We start from the raw sequence: 16,340 nt of genomic DNA, 5'->3' as shown, positions 1-16,340 counted from the left end.
CGGCCAGCGGCTGTGCCGTGACAGTACGCGGACCCATGTGAAGAGCGTGCGCGCTACGATCGGCGTTCCGCCGCCGGAGTCCCGCCATGCCCGTGTCGATCCGCACCGCCAGCCCCGCCGATGTCGCCGACCTGGCGGCGTGGAACGCCGCGATGGCGTGGGAGACCGAACACAAGCGACTGGACCCCGAACGCTTGCGCCGCGGCGTCGGCGCGGTGCTGGAACAGCCGCAGCGGGGCTTCTATCTGGTCGCCGAAATGGACGGCACGGCGGTGGGCGGCCTGCTGGTGACCTATGAGTGGAGCGACTGGCGCTGCGGCGATTTCTGGTGGATCCAGAGCGTGTACGTGGTGCCCGCCGCGCGTCGCAGCGGCGTCTTCCGCGCGCTGCATGCCGCCGTGGCGGAGCGCGCGCGCGATGCCGGCGCGGTCGGCCTGAGGCTGTACGTGGAAACGGAGAACGCGCGCGCGCAGGCCACTTACGAAGGCCTCGGCATGCAGCGCTGCCATTACTTCATGTACGAGGCATCGCTGGTCGATCCGGCGACGTAGGGCGGGCTCCGCCCGCCGGGTTGCGCCAAGGGTACGAGAAAGAGCCGGCGGGCGGTGCCCGCCCTACGTCGCGCGGGCGGGTTCGGTCAGTAGCTTTTCGAAGTCGGCGACCGGCAGTGCCGCGGCGAACAGGAAGCCCTGCAGTTCGGCGCAGCCGGCCTGGCGCAGGAACGCGGCTTGCGCGTCCGTCTCCACCCCTTCGGCGACCACCAGCTTGTCCAGCCGCTGGGCCATGGCGATGATCGCGCTGGTGATGGTGGCGGTGTCGGCGTCGCCGATCAGGTCGCGCACGAACACGCGGTCGATCTTCAGCGTGTCGATCGGGAAGTGCTTTAGGTAGGACAGGCTGCAATAGCCGGTGCCGAAATCGTCCAGCGACAGGCGCACGCCGCGCTGGCGGATACGTTGCAGCAGGCTGCCGGTGACATCGCCGCCGGACATCATCATGCGTTCGGTCAGTTCCAGTTCGAGCAGGCCGGGGTCGAGTCCGCTGTCGGCCAGGGCATCGTCCAGCCAGTCGGGAAAATCGACGTGCTGGAACTGCACCGGCGAGACGTTGACCGAGACCGGGATGCGGTACCCCTGCTGCTGCCAAGCGCGCGCCTGCCGGCACGCCTGGCGCAGCACCCAGGTGCCGATCGGCAGGATCAGGCCGGTGTCCTCGGCGACCGGGATGAACTGGTCGGGCTTGTACAGCTCGCGTCCGCGCACGTGCCAGCGCAGCAGGGCCTCGGCACCCACGATCTGCCCGCTGGAGGCCGCGATGCGCGGCTGGTAGTGCAGGCTCAGCTGGCCGCGCGGCAAGGCCTGGCGCAGCGCCGACTCGATGCTGCGGCGCGCGCGCGCGCGCTCGTCCATCGAGGCGGTGAAGAAGCGGCAGCCGTGCACGCCCTGGCTGCGCAACGCGACCAGCGCGGTCTCGGCATGCTGCAGCAGGGTTTCCGGGTCCAGCGCATCGTCGGGATAGACGCTGATGCCGATGCCCAGATGCAGGCCCAGCGCATGCAGGCCGTCCACCCGGGTCTGCTCGCCCTGGTCGATCAGGGCGCGCGCCAGGCTGGCCGCTTCGCTGGTGCTGTCCAGCGCGGAGAGCACCACCACGAACTCGTCGCCGCCATAGCGCAGCAGCTGCGCCTCGGCAGGCAGGCGGCGCTGCAGCTGCGCCACGAACGCGCGCAGCACGCTGTCGCCGGCGGCCTGTCCGTGCTGGTCGTTGATCTGCTTGAACTGGTGGATGTCGATGTACAGCAGCGCCACGCGCTGCTGCCGGCGCCGCGCATTGGCCAGCGCCTGGGTCAGGTGGTCCTGCAACTGGCTGCGGTTCGGCAGGCCGGTGAGCGTGTCGTGCTGGGTCAGGTGCACCAGCTTGAGCGCGAAGGCGCGCGTTTCGCTGACATCGTGGAACACCAGCACGCCGCCGACCACGTTGCCGGCGTGGTCGTGGATCGGCGCGGAGGAATCCTCCACCGGCGTGTCGAAGCCGTGGCGATGGCGCAGCAGGGTGCGGCCGGCCAGGTCGGCGATGGTGTTGCTGTCGATCGCGGTGCGCAGCGGGTTGGCCACCGGCCGGCCGTCGACGGCGTCGAACAGCTGGAACACCGCTTCCACCGGCAGGCCCTGCGCCTCGGCGCTGCGCCAGCCGGTCATCGCCTCGGCGATCGGGTTGAGCGAGCGGATGCGCGACTGCGGATCGGTGATGATGACCGCGTCGCCGATCGAGCGCAGGGTCACCTCGGCCAGCTCGCGCTCGCGCTGCAGCGCGTCCTCGAATGCCTTGCGCTGGCTGATGTCCTGCGCCTGCGACACGAAGTACAGCGGCGCGCCCTCCTCGTCGCGCACCAGCGACACGGCCAGCTGCAGGTGCACCACGTGGCCGTCCTTGTGCAGGTTGCGCTTTTCCAGCTGGTAGTTTTCGCGCTGGCCGGAGAGCAGCTGCAGCATTTGCTCGGCATCGGCGGCCATGTCGTCCGGATGGGTGACGTCGGCCACGCCGAGGGTGAGCAGTTCCTCCTCGGTGTAGCCGAGCATGTGGCACACCGCGGCGTTGACGCGCAGGAAGCGCCCGCCCGGCCCGGTCAGCGCCATGCCGATCGCGGCGTGCTGGAAGGCGCTGAAGAAGCGCCGCTCGCTTTCATGCAGGCGCAGCTCCAGTTCGCGCCGCTCGGTGATGTCGACCAGCGCGGTGAACACGCCGCGCACGCGGCCGTCTTCATCGAAATCGGGCGCGAAGTTGCCGTGCGCGTAGCGCCGCTCGCGGCCGTTGAACAGCTCGCCCTCGTAGCTGGAGGGGTGGCCCGCGTAGGCCTGCTCCAGCGCCGCGCGGGAGCGTTCGTAGTTGGCCTCGCCGATCACCTCGACCAGGCGCTTGCCGATCAGCTGCGCCGGGTCGACGCCGAGCCAGCGCCGATGGGTGTCGTTGACGTGGCCGAAGCGCTGGTCGAGATCGAGCCAGGTGAGCAGCACGGGGGCGCCATGCCACAGCCGTTGCGGCTCGTGCGATCCCCCTGTCGGTGTCGGTACTCCCTCGGCTTGCTTCGGCGGCCGCATGGTGTTTCCGTCAGCTGGAGCGCGCCCCCTTATCAGCGCCACGCCATCATGCGCCGACCGTTCGCCGCCGCACAACTGCTGCCGGCCAGGAAAATGTCCGGGCCGGCCGGCACGCGCGTGTCATCCGCTCAGGGCGCGCCGAGGGCGCCGGCCGCATCCAGCACCACCTGGCCGCGGGTGTCGAGTTCGGCGGCGGTGCCGTATTGCGCGGCGAGCTGCTGCAGCAACGGGCCCAGCGCCTGCGGCTGCAGCGGATAGCCGTGCGCCAGCATGCGCGGCGCGCCGTCGGGCCGCGGCTGCGCCACGCTGACCGCCACCACGCCCAGCCCCGGCGCCTCGTGCGCGAACAGGCGCGGCGCGGGCGCGGAGGCCGGAGCGTCGGCGAGTTGTTCCAGCAGATAACCCGCGCCGGCGGCGACCGCCGGCGACGACTGCAGCCGCAGCGGCAACTGGTGCGCCTCCAGCAGCGCGGCGTACTGGCGCAGCTCGAACACGATGCCGGCGAAATCGTGCGCGCGCTGCGCCGCGTCGGTGCGCTGCGCGGCCAGCCATTGCGCCGGCGGCTGCGCCCACACGATGCCATCGGCGTAGCGCAGCGCCAGCCCGCGCGCGCTCATCGTCGCCTCGGGCTGCTCCGGGGTGAGCAAAGCCGCTTCCAGCAGCGACCACAGCGGCGCCAGGTTGGCGTGTTCGTACTGCACGCAGGTCAATGCGAGCAGGTTGTTGCGGCTGAGGTAGCGCAGGTGTTCGAGGCGGATGCCCAGCGTGCGCATCAGCCAGTCGGCGGTGGCCGCGCCGGCCTCGCCGCGGCCGACCAGCTGGATCTCCAGCTGGGTGGCGAGTTCGTCGGCGGCCTCCGGATTGACCAGCAGGCTGAGCGGCAGCAGCCGCATCGGGCCGCCGGCGTACGCCGACGAGGGCTGCAGCACCGGCGCCGGCATCACGCCGTCGTGGCTGCCGAAGGCGACCACGTGCTCCAGCGTGCCGCGCGGCAGCCGGCGCGCCAGGTCGTCCAGCGTCGCCCACACCGGGAAACCGGGGCGCAGCAGTTCGACCTGGTCGAACAGCGCCCCGGCCAGCGCCAGCCGCGCCCCGGCGACCTGCGGCACCAGGCCGAGCAGGTCGGTCGCCACGTGCTGCGCCAGTTCGGCGGCCGCGTCGCGGGTGAGGGTGGTCGCCGGCGCCGGTTGTCCGGTCACCGGTTCGAGGGCCAGCAGCACCGGCAGGGCGTGCAATGTTTGCGCTTCCACGATGGATCCATCTTGCAGCGGGAAAACATGCATTCTACCGCCGCGCCGCGAGCGACCTGCCGCACGGTGCTGAACAAACCGCCACGCCGGCGGCCATCCGGGCTTTCGCCCGGCGGCATGGCGGGTTAGCCTTGAAGCCATTCGTGTGATGGATCGTTCAGGGCATGGAAAACACGCACAGGCGCGTCGGGGTGATCGGCGGCGTACGCATCCCGTTCTGTCGCAACAACACTGCCTATGCCGACGTGGGCAACTTCGGCATGTCGGTGAAGGTGCTCGGCGCCCTGGTCGAGCGCTTTGGCCTGCACGGCGTGGAGCTGGGCGAAGTGGCCGCCGGCGCGGTGATCAAGCACAGCGCCGACTGGAACCTGGCGCGCGAGGCGGTGCTCAGCTCCGGGCTGGCACCGACCACGCCGGGCATCACCACCGCGCGCGCCTGCGGCACGTCGCTGGACAACACCATCATCATCGCCAACAAGATCGCCTGCGGGCAGATCGAGGCCGGCATCGCCGCCGGCTCGGACACCACCAGCGACGTGCCGATCGTGTACGGCCGCCGCCTGCGCCGCCGCCTGCTGGCGATGAATCGGGCCAAGACCCCGCTGGAGAAGTTCAAGGCCGCCACGCGCGGCTTTTCGCTCCGCGAGCTGAAGCCTTCGTTCCCCGGCGTGGCCGAGCCGCGCACCGGCAAGTCGATGGGCGATCACTGCGAGCAGATGGCCAGGCAGTGGCAGGTCAGCCGCGAGGCACAGGACCGGCTGGCGCTGGACAGCCACCACAAGCTCGCCGCCGCCTACGAGGCAGGTTTCTTCGACGATCTGCTGGTGCCGTTCCGCGGGCTCAAGCGCGACGGCTTCCTGCGCCCGGACACCACGCTGGAGAAACTCGCCACGCTGAAGCCGGCGTTCGACAAGCGCTCCGGCCACGGCACGCTCACCGCGGGCAATTCCACCGGCCTGTCCGACGGCGCCGCCGCGGTGCTGCTGGGCAGCGAGGCGTGGGCCGCGCAGCGCGGGCTGAAAATCCAGGCCTATCTGCGCGACGCCGAAGTCGCCGCGGTGGATTACGTGCACGGCGAAGGCCTGCTGATGGCGCCGACCATCGCGGTGCCGCGCATGCTGGCGCGGCACGGGCTGAGCCTGCAGGACTTCGATTTCTACGAGATCCACGAGGCATTCGCCGCGCAGGTGCTGTGCACGCTGCGCGCGTGGGAGTCGGCCGATTACTGCAGGAACCGGCTCGGGCTGGATGCGCCGCTGGGCGCGATCGACCCGGCCAAACTCAACGTGCACGGCTCCAGCCTCGCCGTGGGCCACCCGTTCGCCGCCACCGGCGCGCGCATCGTGGCGACGCTGGCCAAGCTGCTGGAACAGAAAGGCTCCGGTCGCGGGCTGATCTCGATCTGCACCGCCGGCGGCATGGGCGTCACCGCGATCCTCGAGCGGCCGTAGCACGGTCATGTTGCGACTGCGCACCACCACCGGCCTCAGCGTCCTGGCCCTGGCCATCGGCATTGCCGGCACCGGCTGGCTCAGCACGCTGACCGCCAGCTGGCCCGATGCGCCGCGCGGCATCGCCGCGTCACACGATGGCCCGGCGTCGGCCCGCCCGCTGCGGCACCGTCGCCATGCGATCGTGCCGGCCGTGCGCCAGCGCGCCCTGCCGGCGGAGACTGGCGTGGACATCGCGCAAGCTGCGGCGGCGCCGACACGCCTGCAGCCGCTGGCCACGCCAGCCGCGGCCGAACGCTGGGACGATGTTCGCGGCCATCTGGACGGCCAATTGACCGTGCAACTGCGGGTGGATGGCGAAGGTCGCGTGCTGCATACGCGCGTGGTCGCCTCCAGCGGCGATCCGATCCTCGACGCGCATGCCTTGCGCAGCGTGCAGGGCTGGCGTTTCGCGGTGCCGCCGGGACATCCGGACGGCCTCAGCGGCGAGCTGCCGATGCGCTTCTCCTCGCAGGACGGCCGCGTCGGCATGCTGTAACGACGGCATCGCCGCGGGTGACCTCTCACCTATATATCTGAACTCCATCGTCTGTTAATGTCTCGGCCCGGCTTCCCCTGCCCAGGCTTCCCTCCGTGCCCCGCGACCTGCTCCGCTTCTCGCCGACCCTGCGCCTGCGCGCGTTGCCAGCGCTGCTGGGACTGATCCTCGCCGGCTGCGCGGTGGGCCCGGACTACCACCGCCCGGACGCGCCGCGGGTGGACCGCTATACCGCGCAGCTGCTGCCCGCCGGCACCGCCAGCGTGGCCGGCGCAGCACAGCGTTTCGTCGTCGACGCGGCAGTGCCCGAGCACTGGTGGACCACGTTCGGCAATGCCGAGCTCGACCGCCGGGTGGACACCGCCCTGCGCCACAGCCCGTCGCTGGCCGCGGCCCAGGCCGCCTTGCGCCAGGCGCAGGAGAACGCCCGCGCCGCCGGCGCGGTGCGCTTTCCGGCGGTGGATGCGAACGCCGGCGTCACCCGCCAGAAGCAATCCGGCGCCGCGTTCGGCGACACTTTCGCCTTCGCGCCGCTAACCGTGTACAACGCCGGCGTCAGCGTCAGCTACGGCATCGACCTGTTCGGCGGCACCCGCCGCGGCATCGAGGCGCAGGCGGCGCTGGCCGACGTGCAGCAGGCGCAGGCCGATGCCACCTGGCTGACGCTCGCCGCCAACGTGGTCACCGCTTCGCTGCAGGAAGCGTCGCTGCGCGAGCAGGTGCGCGCCACCGAGGCGATCGCCGACAGCCAGCGCGACAGCGTGCGCATTGCCGAGCGCCAGCAGCAGATCGGCGCGACCTCGCTGGCCGCCACGCTGGCCGCACGCAGCGAGCTGGCCGCCACCGAGGCCACCTTGCCGCCATTGCGCGCACGCCTTGCCGCCACCCGCAACCAGCTGGCCACCTATCTGGGCAGCACGCCGGCGCAACTGGAGTTGTCGCCGCTGCCGCTGGATGCGATCGCGCTGCCGCGCGACATCCCGGTCAGCCTGCCGTCGCGGCTGGTGGCGCAGCGGCCGGACATCCGCGCCGCCTCGGCGCAACTGCATGCGGCCACGGCGCGGGTCGGCGTGGCCACCGCGGCGATGCTGCCGCAGATCACTCTCTCCGGCAGCGCCGGTTCGCAGACGGCGCATGTCGGCGAGCTGTTCTCCGCCGGCAGCCGCGCCTGGTCGCTGGGGCTGGGACTGACCCAGCCGCTGTTCCACGGCGGCGAACTGCGCCACCGCAAGCGCGCCGCCGAAGCCGGCCTGGACAAGGCGCTGGCCGACTGGCAGCAGACCGTGCTGGTGGCGTTCCAGAACGTGGCCGATGCGCTGCAGGCGCTGCAATACGACGCCGACGGCCTGGCCGCCCAGCTCGCCGCCGAGGACGCCGCCGCGCAGCGGCTGGCGCTGGCCCAGCGGCAGTACCGGGTCGGCGCCAGCGGCTATCTCGACCTGCTGCAGGCGCAGCGTGACCACCAGCGCGCGCGCATAGCGCTGATCCAGGCACGCACCGCGCGGCTGGCCGATACCGCTGCGCTGTATGCCGCGCTCGGCGGCAGCTGGCGCGGTGACGCCAGCACCGAGGCAGCCATCCAGAAGCCATAGCGTTATCTACGAGTGCGGACAGGATGTCCGCTCTTTGATCTTTGGCGATCAGGGAGGATCGCATCAATCAATGCCCACCCACAGGAGCCCGCGCATGCCCACGCGCGTTGACAACAAACCCGGCACCACCAAACGCATGCTCTGGATGATCGGCGGCGTGCTGCTGCTGATCGCGTTGATCGTCGGCATCAAGGTGCTGCTGGTGATGCGCATGATCCACTCGATGCCGCAACCGGCGCCGGCCACGGTCAGCACCACCACCGTCCGCGAGCAGCCGTGGCAGCCCGCGCTGAACGCGGTCGGCACGCTGCGCGCGGCGCAGGGCGCGGAGCTGGCGATGGATGCCTCCGGCCTGGTCACCGCGGTGCCGCTGAAATCCGGCCAGGACGTCAAGCAGGGCCAGCTGTTGCTGCAGCTGCGCGACGGCGACGAGACGGCGAAGCTGGAGCAGCTGCAGGCGACGGCGAAGCTGTCGCAGCTGACCTTCGAGCGCGCGCGCCAGCAGCTCGCGGCGCAGGCCATCAGCCAGGCCGATTACGATCGCGCCGCGGCCGAGCTCAAGGCCAACCAGGCCGCGGTGGCGCAGCAGCAGGCGATCGTGGCGAAGAAGCAGCTGCGCGCGCCGTTCGCCGGCCGCGCCGGCATCATCACGACCAGCCCGGGTGACTACGTGAGCGCCGGCACCACGCTGGTGACGCTGCAGCAGCTGGACCCGCTGCTGGTCGACTTCAACGTGCCGCAGAGCGAGCTGGGCCGGTTGCAGGTCGGCCAGTCGCTGCACCTGAACCTGGATGCCTATGAAGGGCGCCAGTTCGACGGCAAGCTCACCGCGATCAGCCCCAAGGTCGACCCCGGCACCCGCAACGTGCGGGTCGAGGCCAGCGTGCCGAACCCCGACAAGGCGCTGAGCCCGGGCATGTTCGCCAAGCTCACGGTCGATCTCGGCGGGCGCCAGAACCGGCTGACCCTGCCGCAGGCGGCGATCGTCTACAACCCCTACGGCGACACCGTCTACGTGGTGCACCCGTCCAAGGGCAAGGACGCGCAGGGCCACCCGTTGCCGGCCACGGTGCAGCAGACCTTCGTGACCGTGGGCGAGACGCGCGGCGACCAGGTGGCGATCCTCAAGGGCATCACCGCCGGCACCGAGGTGGTGACCAGCGGCCAGGTGAAGCTGAAGAACGACGCGCCGATCAAGGTCGACAACCGGGTGCAACCGGCCGACAGCGCGCACCCCACGCCGCAGGAACACTGAGCCGCCACGATGAAATTCACCGACTCGTTCATCAACAAGCCGGTGCTGGCGATCGTCGTCAGCCTGCTGATCCTGGTGCTGGGCATCCGCGCGGTCAGCAGCCTCAGCGTGCGCCAGTATCCGGAGACGCAGAACGCCACGGTCACCGTCACCACCGCCTACTACGGCGCCGACGCGGCGACCATGGCCGGCTTCATCACGCAGCCGCTGGAGCAGGCGATCTCGCAGGCGCAGGGCATCGACTACCTGTCCTCCAGCAGCGTATCGGGCGTGTCCACCATCACCGCCACGTTGCGCCTCAACTACGACGCCAACCGCGCGCTGACCGAGATCACCACCCAGGTCAATTCGGTGAAGAACCAGCTGCCGCCGCAGGCGCAGCAGCCGGTGCTGAACGTGCAGACCGGCGAGACGGTCGACGCGATGTACATCGGCTTCTACAGCGACGTGCTGCCGACCAACAACATCACCGACTACCTCGCGCGCGTGGTCAAGCCGAAGCTGGACGCGCTCGACGGCGTGCAGACCGCCGAGCTGCTCGGCGCGCGCCAGTTCGCGCTGCGCGCGTGGCTGGACCCGGCCAGGATGGCCGCGGTCGGCGTCACCGCCAGCGACGTCAACGCCGCGCTGGCGGCCAACAACTATCTCGCCGCGGTCGGCTCCAGCAAGGGCCAGGCGGTGACGGTGGACCTGACCACCGACAGCAGCCTGCACACGGTGGATGAATTCAAGCAGCTGGTGGTCCGCCAGTCCGGCGGCGCGATCGTGCGGCTGCAGGATGTGGCCACGGTGTCGCTGGGCTCGGAGAACTACGACTTCAACGTGGCCTTCAACGGCAAGCGTTCGGTGTTCATCGGCATCAAGGTCGCGCCGGACGCCAACGTGCTGGACGTGGCCCAGCGCGTGCGCGATGCGTTCCCCGAGATCCAGCACCAGTTGCCGAGCGGGCTGACCGGCAAGATCGTCTACGACGGCACCGACTTCGTGAACAGCTCGATCAACGAGGTCATCAAGACCCTGGTCGAGGCGCTGCTGATCGTCACCCTGGTGATCTTCCTGTTCCTGGGCAGCCTGCGCGCGGTGATCATCCCGGTGATCGCGATGCCGCTGGCGCTGATCGGCGCGTTCTTCGTGATGCTGGTGCTGGGCTATTCGATCAACCTGCTGACCCTGCTGGCGCTGGTGCTGGCGATCGGCCTGGTGGTGGACGACGCGATCATCGTGGTGGAGAACGTCGACCGCCACATGAAGGAGGAAGGCAAGACCCCGCTGCAGGCCGCACTGCTGGCCGCACGCGAGCTGGGCGGGCCGATCCTGGCGATGACCGTGGTGCTGATCGCGGTGTACGTGCCGATCGGCTTTCAGAAGGGCCTCACCGGCGCGCTGTTCAGCGAGTTCGCGTTCACCCTCGCCGGCGCGGTGACCGTGTCGGCGATCGTGGCGCTGACGCTGTCGCCGATGCTGACCTCGCGCTTCTTCACGAGCGGGCAGGAAGGCGGTCGCTTCGTGCAGTTCATCGACCGCCAGTTCGACCGCGTGCACCACGGCTACCAGCGCGTGCTGCACAACGTGCTGTCGACCTGGGTGGTGGTGATCGTGATGGCCGGCCTGCTGCTGCTGGCCACGGTGGCGCTGGGCGTCACTGCGCAATCGGAACTGGCGCCGGAGGAGGACCAGGGCGTGGTGGTGGGCCAGATCGTCGGCGCACCGAACGCCACCGCCGAGCAGATGAACGTTTACGCCACCCAGATGTTCGAGCTGGCCAAGGAATTGCCCGAGTACGAGCAGATGTTCCAGCTGACCGGCGTGCCGACGGTGAACCAGGGCATCGGCGGCGTGGTGTTCAAGCCGTGGGACCAGCGCGAGCGCAGCGCGCACGAACTGCAGCAGGTGTTGCAGGAAAAATGGAACGGCATCGCCGGCGGCCGTGTGGCGGCGTTCCAGTTTCCGCCGCTGCCCGGCGCGCAGGGCCTGCCGATCCAGGTGGTGATCACCACCACCGAGCCGTTCGACAATCTCGACGAAGTGGCCAGCGCGGTGCTGGCCAAGGCGCAGGCCAGCGGCAAGTTCTATTTCATCGACTCCGACCTGAAGATCGACAAGCCGCAGGCCACGGTGAACCTGGACCGCAACCTGATCGCCACGCTGGGCCTGACCCAGGCCGACGTCGGCGCCGCGCTGGGCTCGGCGCTGGGCGGCGGCTACGTCAACTACTTCTCCATCGCCGGGCGTTCGTACCGGGTGATCCCGCAGGTGTTGCAGGCCGACCGGCTGAATCCGGAGCAGGTGCTGGACTACTACCTGCGCGTGCCGGACGGCTCGGTGATCCAGGCCGGCACCGTGGCCAAGGTCACCCACGAGGTGGTGCCGCAGTCGCTGAACCGCTTCCAGCAGCTGAACTCGGCCACCATCTCGGGCGTGTCGGGCATGTCGCAGGGCGATGCGCTGACCTACCTGCGCGACCTGGTGCACGAGGTGGCGCCGAGCGGCTACAACGTGGACTATGCCGGCCAGTCGCGCCAGTTCATGCAGGAATCCGGCGGCTTCGGCGGCACCTTGCTGTTCGCCGTCATCATCGTGTTCCTGGCGCTGGCGGCGCAGTTCAACAGCTTGCGCGACCCGGTGGTGATCCTGGTCTCGGTGCCGCTGGCGCTGTTCGGGGCGCTGATCTTCGTCAACCTGTTCACCAGCCTCAACATCTACACCGAGGTGGGCCTGGTCACCCTGATGGGCCTGATCAGCAAGCACGGCATCCTGATCGTGCAGTTCGCCAACGACTCGCAGCGCGCCGGCATGTCCAAGCGCGAGGCGATCGAGCACGCCGCGGCGGTGCGCCTGCGGCCGATCCTGATGACCACCGCGGCGATGGTGCTCGGCGTGATGCCGCTGGTTATCGCCGCCGGCGCCGGCGCCGCGGGCCGCTTCAACATGGGCCTGGTGATCTCCACCGGTCTGGCCATCGGCACCGTGTTCACCCTGTTCGTGGTGCCCGCGTTCTACATGCTGCTGGCGGCGGACCATCACGCGGAACAGCCGGGGGATGACGCTGAGCTGGTGGCCTAGACGAAGAGAGCCCCGCCCGGAAAGCAAGAGCCGGCGGGCAGTGCCCGCCCTACGCGACGATACGTCGGTGTAGGGCGGGCACTGCCCGCCGCTTTCCCGGCCCCAAAAAAAGCCGGCGGACATCGCCCGCCGACTTTCTTCACTCCCGCCGCTGTCTCAGTTGCGCGACTGCAGCTTCGACAGCAAGCGCAGCAGTTCCAGGTACAGCCACACCAGGGTCACCACCAGGGCGAAGGCGCCGTACCACTCCATGTATTTCGGTGCGCGGGCATGCACGCCCTGCTCGATCATGTCGAAGTCGAGGATCAGGTTGAGCGCGGCGATCACCACCACCACGCCGCTGAAGGCGATGCCCAGGCCGCTGGAGCCGTTGATGAAGCCCATCGAATGGCCGAAGAAGCCCATCACGAAGTTGGCCAGGTACAGCAGCATGATGCCGCCGGTGGCCGCGACGATGCCGAGCTTGAACTTCTCGGTGGCGCGGATCAGCCCGCTGCGATAGGCCAGCAGCATCGCCGCCATCACGCCGAAGGTCAGCCCCACCGCCTGCATCACGATGCCCGGGTAGCGCATCTCGAAGATCGCCGACAACGCGCCGATGAAGACGCCCTCCACCAGCGCGTACAACGGCGCGGTGACCGGCGCCCAGGTTTTCTTGAACACGGTGACCAAGGCCAGGATCAGGCCGCCGATGGCGCCGCCGATCATCAGCGGGCCCATCGTCGGCAGGCTCTCCGCGCCGTTGAACTGGCCCCAGCTGAAGGCCGCGCCGACGATGGCCAGGATCAGCAGCAGGCCGGTCTTGTTGACCGTGCCGTTGAGGGTCATCACCTCGTCGCCATGCGCCACCACCGCACCGCTGGCGGCGTCGAGGAAGGTGTTCTTGTTGAGTGCCGGGTTGCCGCTTTGCATGATGAACTCCGCAGGAATTTACGTCATCGTAGCCGGCCCGCGCCCGTCGCGACAGCCACCGCGCCGATTCGCCACGCTGCACCGTGGTGGCCGACTACGCGACAATTGAGACCTTGCCGATTCTTGCGGAGTTCCCATGAGCCTTTCCACCTTGCGCATCGCCACCCGCAAGAGCGCGCTGGCGCTGTGGCAGGCCGAGCACGTCGCCGCGTTGCTGCGCGCGGCGCACCCCGGCCTGGTCGTGGAACTGGTGCCGCTGTCCACCCGCGGCGACGAGATCCTCGACCAGCCGCTGGCCACCATCGGCGGCAAGGGGCTGTTCCTCAAGGAGCTGGAAGTGGCCATGCTGGAGGGCCGCGCCGAGCTGGCGGTGCATTCGCTGAAGGACGTGCCGGCCGATCTCGAGAGCGGCTTCACCCTGCCGGCCATCCTGCCCCGCGCCGACGCCGCCGACGCTTTCGTCAGCAACCACTACGCCGACCTCGCCGCGCTGCCGCAGGGCGCGCGGGTGGGCACCTCGTCGCTGCGCCGGCAGGCGCAACTGCGCGCGCTGCGGCCGGATCTGCAGCTGAGCGACCTGCGCGGCAACGTCGGCACCCGGCTGGGCAAGCTCGACGCCGGCCAGTACGACGCGATCGTGCTGGCCTGCGCCGGGCTGGAACGCCTCGGCCTGGCCTCGCGCATCGTCTCGCGACTGGCCGCGCCGGACTGGCTGCCCGCCCCGGGCCAGGCCGCCATCGCGATCGAGGCGCGCGACGAGCATCCGGCGGTGCTGGCCCTGCTCGCCGCGCTCGACGACGCCGACACGCGGCTCACGGTGAGCACCGAGCGCGCGATGAACCGCGCCCTGGGCGGCAGCTGCACGGTGCCGGTCGGCGCCTGGTGCATGCGCAGCGACCACGGCTTGCACCTGCGCGGCCTCGTCGGCGACGCGGCCAGCGGCCAGCTGCTGCACGCCGAAGGCAGCGCGCCGGCGGATAAGGCCGAGGCACTCGGTCGACAGGTGGCGCAGGCGTTGCTCGCGCAAGGGGCGGGCAAACTGCTGGGGACGTGAGCCGACGCTGTCACGCTCCTGCAGTCCATGCGGCAGCGACCCACGGCGGGCAGTGCCCGCCACCGCCCATGCGGGGGAGCGGCGGGCGGTGCCCGCCGTGCCACTCCCCATCCGGCGCTCAGAAGCTGTACACGAGATTCGTCGTGGTCAGCGTGTCGGTCTGCTTCACGCCCGGCTGCACGTCGCTGTTGTAGCGGACCTGGAAGCCCACTTTCAGGGCCAGCTTCTTGGTCATGCTGACGGCCAGGCCGGCGTCGTTCTGGATGTAGGTGTTCTTGGAGCCCGCTTCGGTGAGGAACGTGTCCTCGAAGGCGGTGTTGGCGCTCAGCTTGAACTTGTAGTTGACCAGGCCGCGGGCCACCACTTCGCCTTCGGTGGGCTGGCGCTGGGCGACCAGCACGTTGCCGACCAGCACCTGGGTGTCGGCGGGACGGTAGCGCTTGTAGCCGGGGCCGATTTCGAACGACAGCTCGTTGCGCTCGTCCTTCAGCGCGATATAGCCGTAGCCCAGCGAGACCGTGCCCTGCCACAGGTTGGCGCCGAAGTCGTCGTGCTCGTAGCGGGCCGCGCCGACGATGTAGCTGCGCGTGTCGAGCTTGAGGCCGACCGAGGCGCCGGCATCGTAACGGTTGGCGGTGGTGTTGAACTGCTCGATCGTGTTGCCATTGGTGTCGACGATCTTCTGCTCGCTCTTGGAGCGCAGCGCGTCAACGAAGAAGTTGTTCTTCCACTGGTCGTTTTCCTGGCTCAGGCCCAGTTTGGCGTTGATGTTCTCCGAGCGCGAGTTGCCGGTGGACGAGGCGAAACCGAATTCGCCCGAACCGCTCCAGCCGCCGCGATTTTCCGTGTCCTGGGCGTGGGCGGCGAAGCTGGCGAAACCGGCCAGCAGCAGGCCGCCGATCAGGGTCTTGTTCATTGCCGAATATCCGTTTGTTAAAGTTTGGTAACAGCGTACCTTAGCCAGCCGTCTTGAACTCGCAGTGAATGCGCCGGCCCGCCGTGCGACTTGCAGCCATCCACGGCCGCCACCATGCTAGGACGTGCCCCGCCCGAGACGTGCCGAATGGATCGCTACGAACGGATATTGACGCTGCATCGCCTGCTGAAATCGGCGCACTATCCGGTGCCGTTGTCGCGCCTGATGGGCGAACTGGAATGCTCGCGCGCCACGCTGTATCGCGACGTGGCGTTCCTGCGCGATGCGCTGGGCGCGCCGATCGAGAGCGCCGGCACCGACCAGGCGGCATTCCGCTACGAAGCCGGCGAAGGCGAGAAGTTCGAGCTGCCCGGCCTGTGGCTGACCTCCGACGAGCTGGCCTCGCTGCTGGCGCTCAACGAACTGATCAGCCGCTCCGGCCCCGGCGTGCTCGCCGGCACGCTGGCGCCGTTCAAGGCGCGCATCGAGGGCCTGCTGTCGCACCAGGGAAGCGGCAAGGCGCTGCCGATCGAGCGCATCCGGGTGATTCCGTGGGGCGAGCGCAAGCTCGACCAGCAAGTGTTCCGCGTGGTCGCCGGCGCGGTGCTCGAACGGCGCCAGCTGCGCTTCCGCTACCGCGCACGCACCACCAATGCCGACAGCCGCCGGCTGGTCTCCCCGCAGCGGCTGACCCACTACCGCGACAACTGGTACCTCGACGTGTGGGACCACGACCGCGAGGCGCTGCGCAGTTTCGCGGTGGACCGCATCGCCGAGGCGCAGGCGCAGGACGCGCCCGCCCGCGACGTCACCGACAGCGAGCTCAACGAACTGCTCGCCTCCAGCTACGGCATTTTCGCCGGCAAGCCCAAGGCCTGGGCCACGATCCGCTTCTCCGCCCACGCCGCGCGCTGGGTTTCCGACGAGCACTGGCATTCGCAGCAGCAGGGCGAATGGCTGAGCGACGGCCGCTACGAGCTGAAGCTGCCCTACTCCAACTCGAAAGAGTTGTTGATGGACGTGCTCAAGTACGGCCCCGACGCGGAAGTGGTCGCCCCGCTGCCGCTGCGCGAGGAGATGAAGATCCTGCTGCGGCTGGCGCTGTCAGGCTATGCCTGACTGCCGGGAATAGGGAATGGGGAATAGGGAAAGCAGGGGGTCGCGGAACGCCGTTGCTCTTCCTATTCCCCATTCCCCATTCCCTATTCCCT

General features: G+C 69.6%; 12 protein-coding genes. 8 read left to right on the top strand and 4 right to left on the bottom strand.

The features are described from left to right. Positions 1 to 86: 86 nt before the first annotated feature. Entirely contained in the window at positions 87 to 551 is a 465-nt protein-coding gene (locus ACVCL9_RS14160; RefSeq protein ID WP_447097648.1) for an N-acetyltransferase family protein, read from the top strand. A gap of 63 nt (positions 552 to 614) precedes the next feature. Here ACVCL9_RS14160 and ACVCL9_RS14155 read toward each other — a convergent pair whose 3' ends face one another. Together ACVCL9_RS14155 and ACVCL9_RS14150 are read right to left on the bottom strand one after the other, a co-directional pair. Beyond that, complete coding sequence (locus ACVCL9_RS14155; protein WP_447097649.1) at positions 615 to 3,098, bottom strand: sensor domain-containing protein; 2,484 nt, start codon at positions 3,096 to 3,098, stop codon at positions 615 to 617. 128 nt (positions 3,099 to 3,226) lie between these two features. Beyond that, the gene (locus tag ACVCL9_RS14150; RefSeq protein ID WP_447110615.1) at positions 3,227 to 4,348 is read right to left on the bottom strand and encodes a hypothetical protein; all 1,122 of its coding nucleotides are present in this window, start codon (positions 4,346 to 4,348) and stop codon (positions 3,227 to 3,229) included. A gap of 164 nt (positions 4,349 to 4,512) precedes the next feature. Between ACVCL9_RS14150 and ACVCL9_RS14145 the strand changes: the two genes are divergently transcribed. The 5 genes from ACVCL9_RS14145 (at position 4,513) to ACVCL9_RS14125 (ending at position 12,247) form a co-directional block, all read left to right on the top strand. Continuing rightward, positions 4,513 to 5,799 carry an acetyl-CoA C-acetyltransferase gene (locus ACVCL9_RS14145; RefSeq protein ID WP_395120824.1) on the top strand — a complete coding sequence of 429 codons (1,287 nt, stop codon included), beginning with the start codon at positions 4,513 to 4,515 and terminating at the stop codon, positions 5,797 to 5,799. A 7-nt stretch (positions 5,800 to 5,806) separates the two neighbouring features. Then, positions 5,807 to 6,337, top strand: a complete 531-nt coding sequence (locus tag ACVCL9_RS14140; RefSeq protein WP_447097651.1) for a TonB family protein — start codon at positions 5,807 to 5,809, stop codon at positions 6,335 to 6,337. A 95-nt stretch (positions 6,338 to 6,432) separates the two neighbouring features. Continuing rightward, positions 6,433 to 7,929 (top strand): efflux transporter outer membrane subunit, encoded by a 1,497-nt coding sequence (locus ACVCL9_RS14135; RefSeq protein ID WP_447097652.1) that lies wholly within the window; start codon positions 6,433 to 6,435, stop codon positions 7,927 to 7,929. 94 nt (positions 7,930 to 8,023) lie between these two features. Continuing rightward, positions 8,024 to 9,184: an efflux RND transporter periplasmic adaptor subunit gene (locus ACVCL9_RS14130; protein ID WP_447097653.1), complete on the top strand. Its 1,161-nt coding sequence runs from the start codon at positions 8,024 to 8,026 to the stop codon at positions 9,182 to 9,184. 9 nt (positions 9,185 to 9,193) lie between these two features. Continuing rightward, on the top strand, positions 9,194 to 12,247 hold the full coding sequence (locus ACVCL9_RS14125) for an efflux RND transporter permease subunit (protein ID WP_447097654.1): 3,054 nt from the start codon (positions 9,194 to 9,196) through the stop codon (positions 12,245 to 12,247). Between the two features lie 156 nt (positions 12,248 to 12,403). Here ACVCL9_RS14125 and ACVCL9_RS14120 read toward each other — a convergent pair whose 3' ends face one another. Then, positions 12,404 to 13,159: a Bax inhibitor-1/YccA family protein gene (locus ACVCL9_RS14120; RefSeq protein WP_447097655.1), complete on the bottom strand. Its 756-nt coding sequence runs from the start codon at positions 13,157 to 13,159 to the stop codon at positions 12,404 to 12,406. A gap of 136 nt (positions 13,160 to 13,295) precedes the next feature. On the opposite strand from ACVCL9_RS14120, the gene hemC reads away from it, so the two are divergent. After that, positions 13,296 to 14,213, top strand: a complete 918-nt coding sequence (gene hemC, locus ACVCL9_RS14115; protein ID WP_447097656.1) for a hydroxymethylbilane synthase — start codon at positions 13,296 to 13,298, stop codon at positions 14,211 to 14,213. A 118-nt stretch (positions 14,214 to 14,331) separates the two neighbouring features. Here the strand turns inward: hemC and ACVCL9_RS14110 are convergent, their stop codons facing one another. Beyond that, positions 14,332 to 15,129, bottom strand: coding sequence for a DUF481 domain-containing protein (locus ACVCL9_RS14110; RefSeq protein WP_395120817.1), 798 nt, complete (start codon positions 15,127 to 15,129; stop codon positions 14,332 to 14,334). Between the two features lie 147 nt (positions 15,130 to 15,276). Here ACVCL9_RS14110 and ACVCL9_RS14105 point away from each other — a divergent pair, with 147 nt between their 5' ends. Beyond that, entirely contained in the window at positions 15,277 to 16,248 is a 972-nt protein-coding gene (locus tag ACVCL9_RS14105) for a helix-turn-helix transcriptional regulator (RefSeq protein WP_447097657.1), read from the top strand. Positions 16,249 to 16,340: the final 92 nt, after the last annotated feature.

The organism is Rhodanobacter sp. UC4438_H5, from assembly GCF_052978405.1.
The sequence above is the reverse complement of the archived record's forward strand: the minus strand, read 5'-3'. Positions and strand labels throughout refer to the sequence as shown.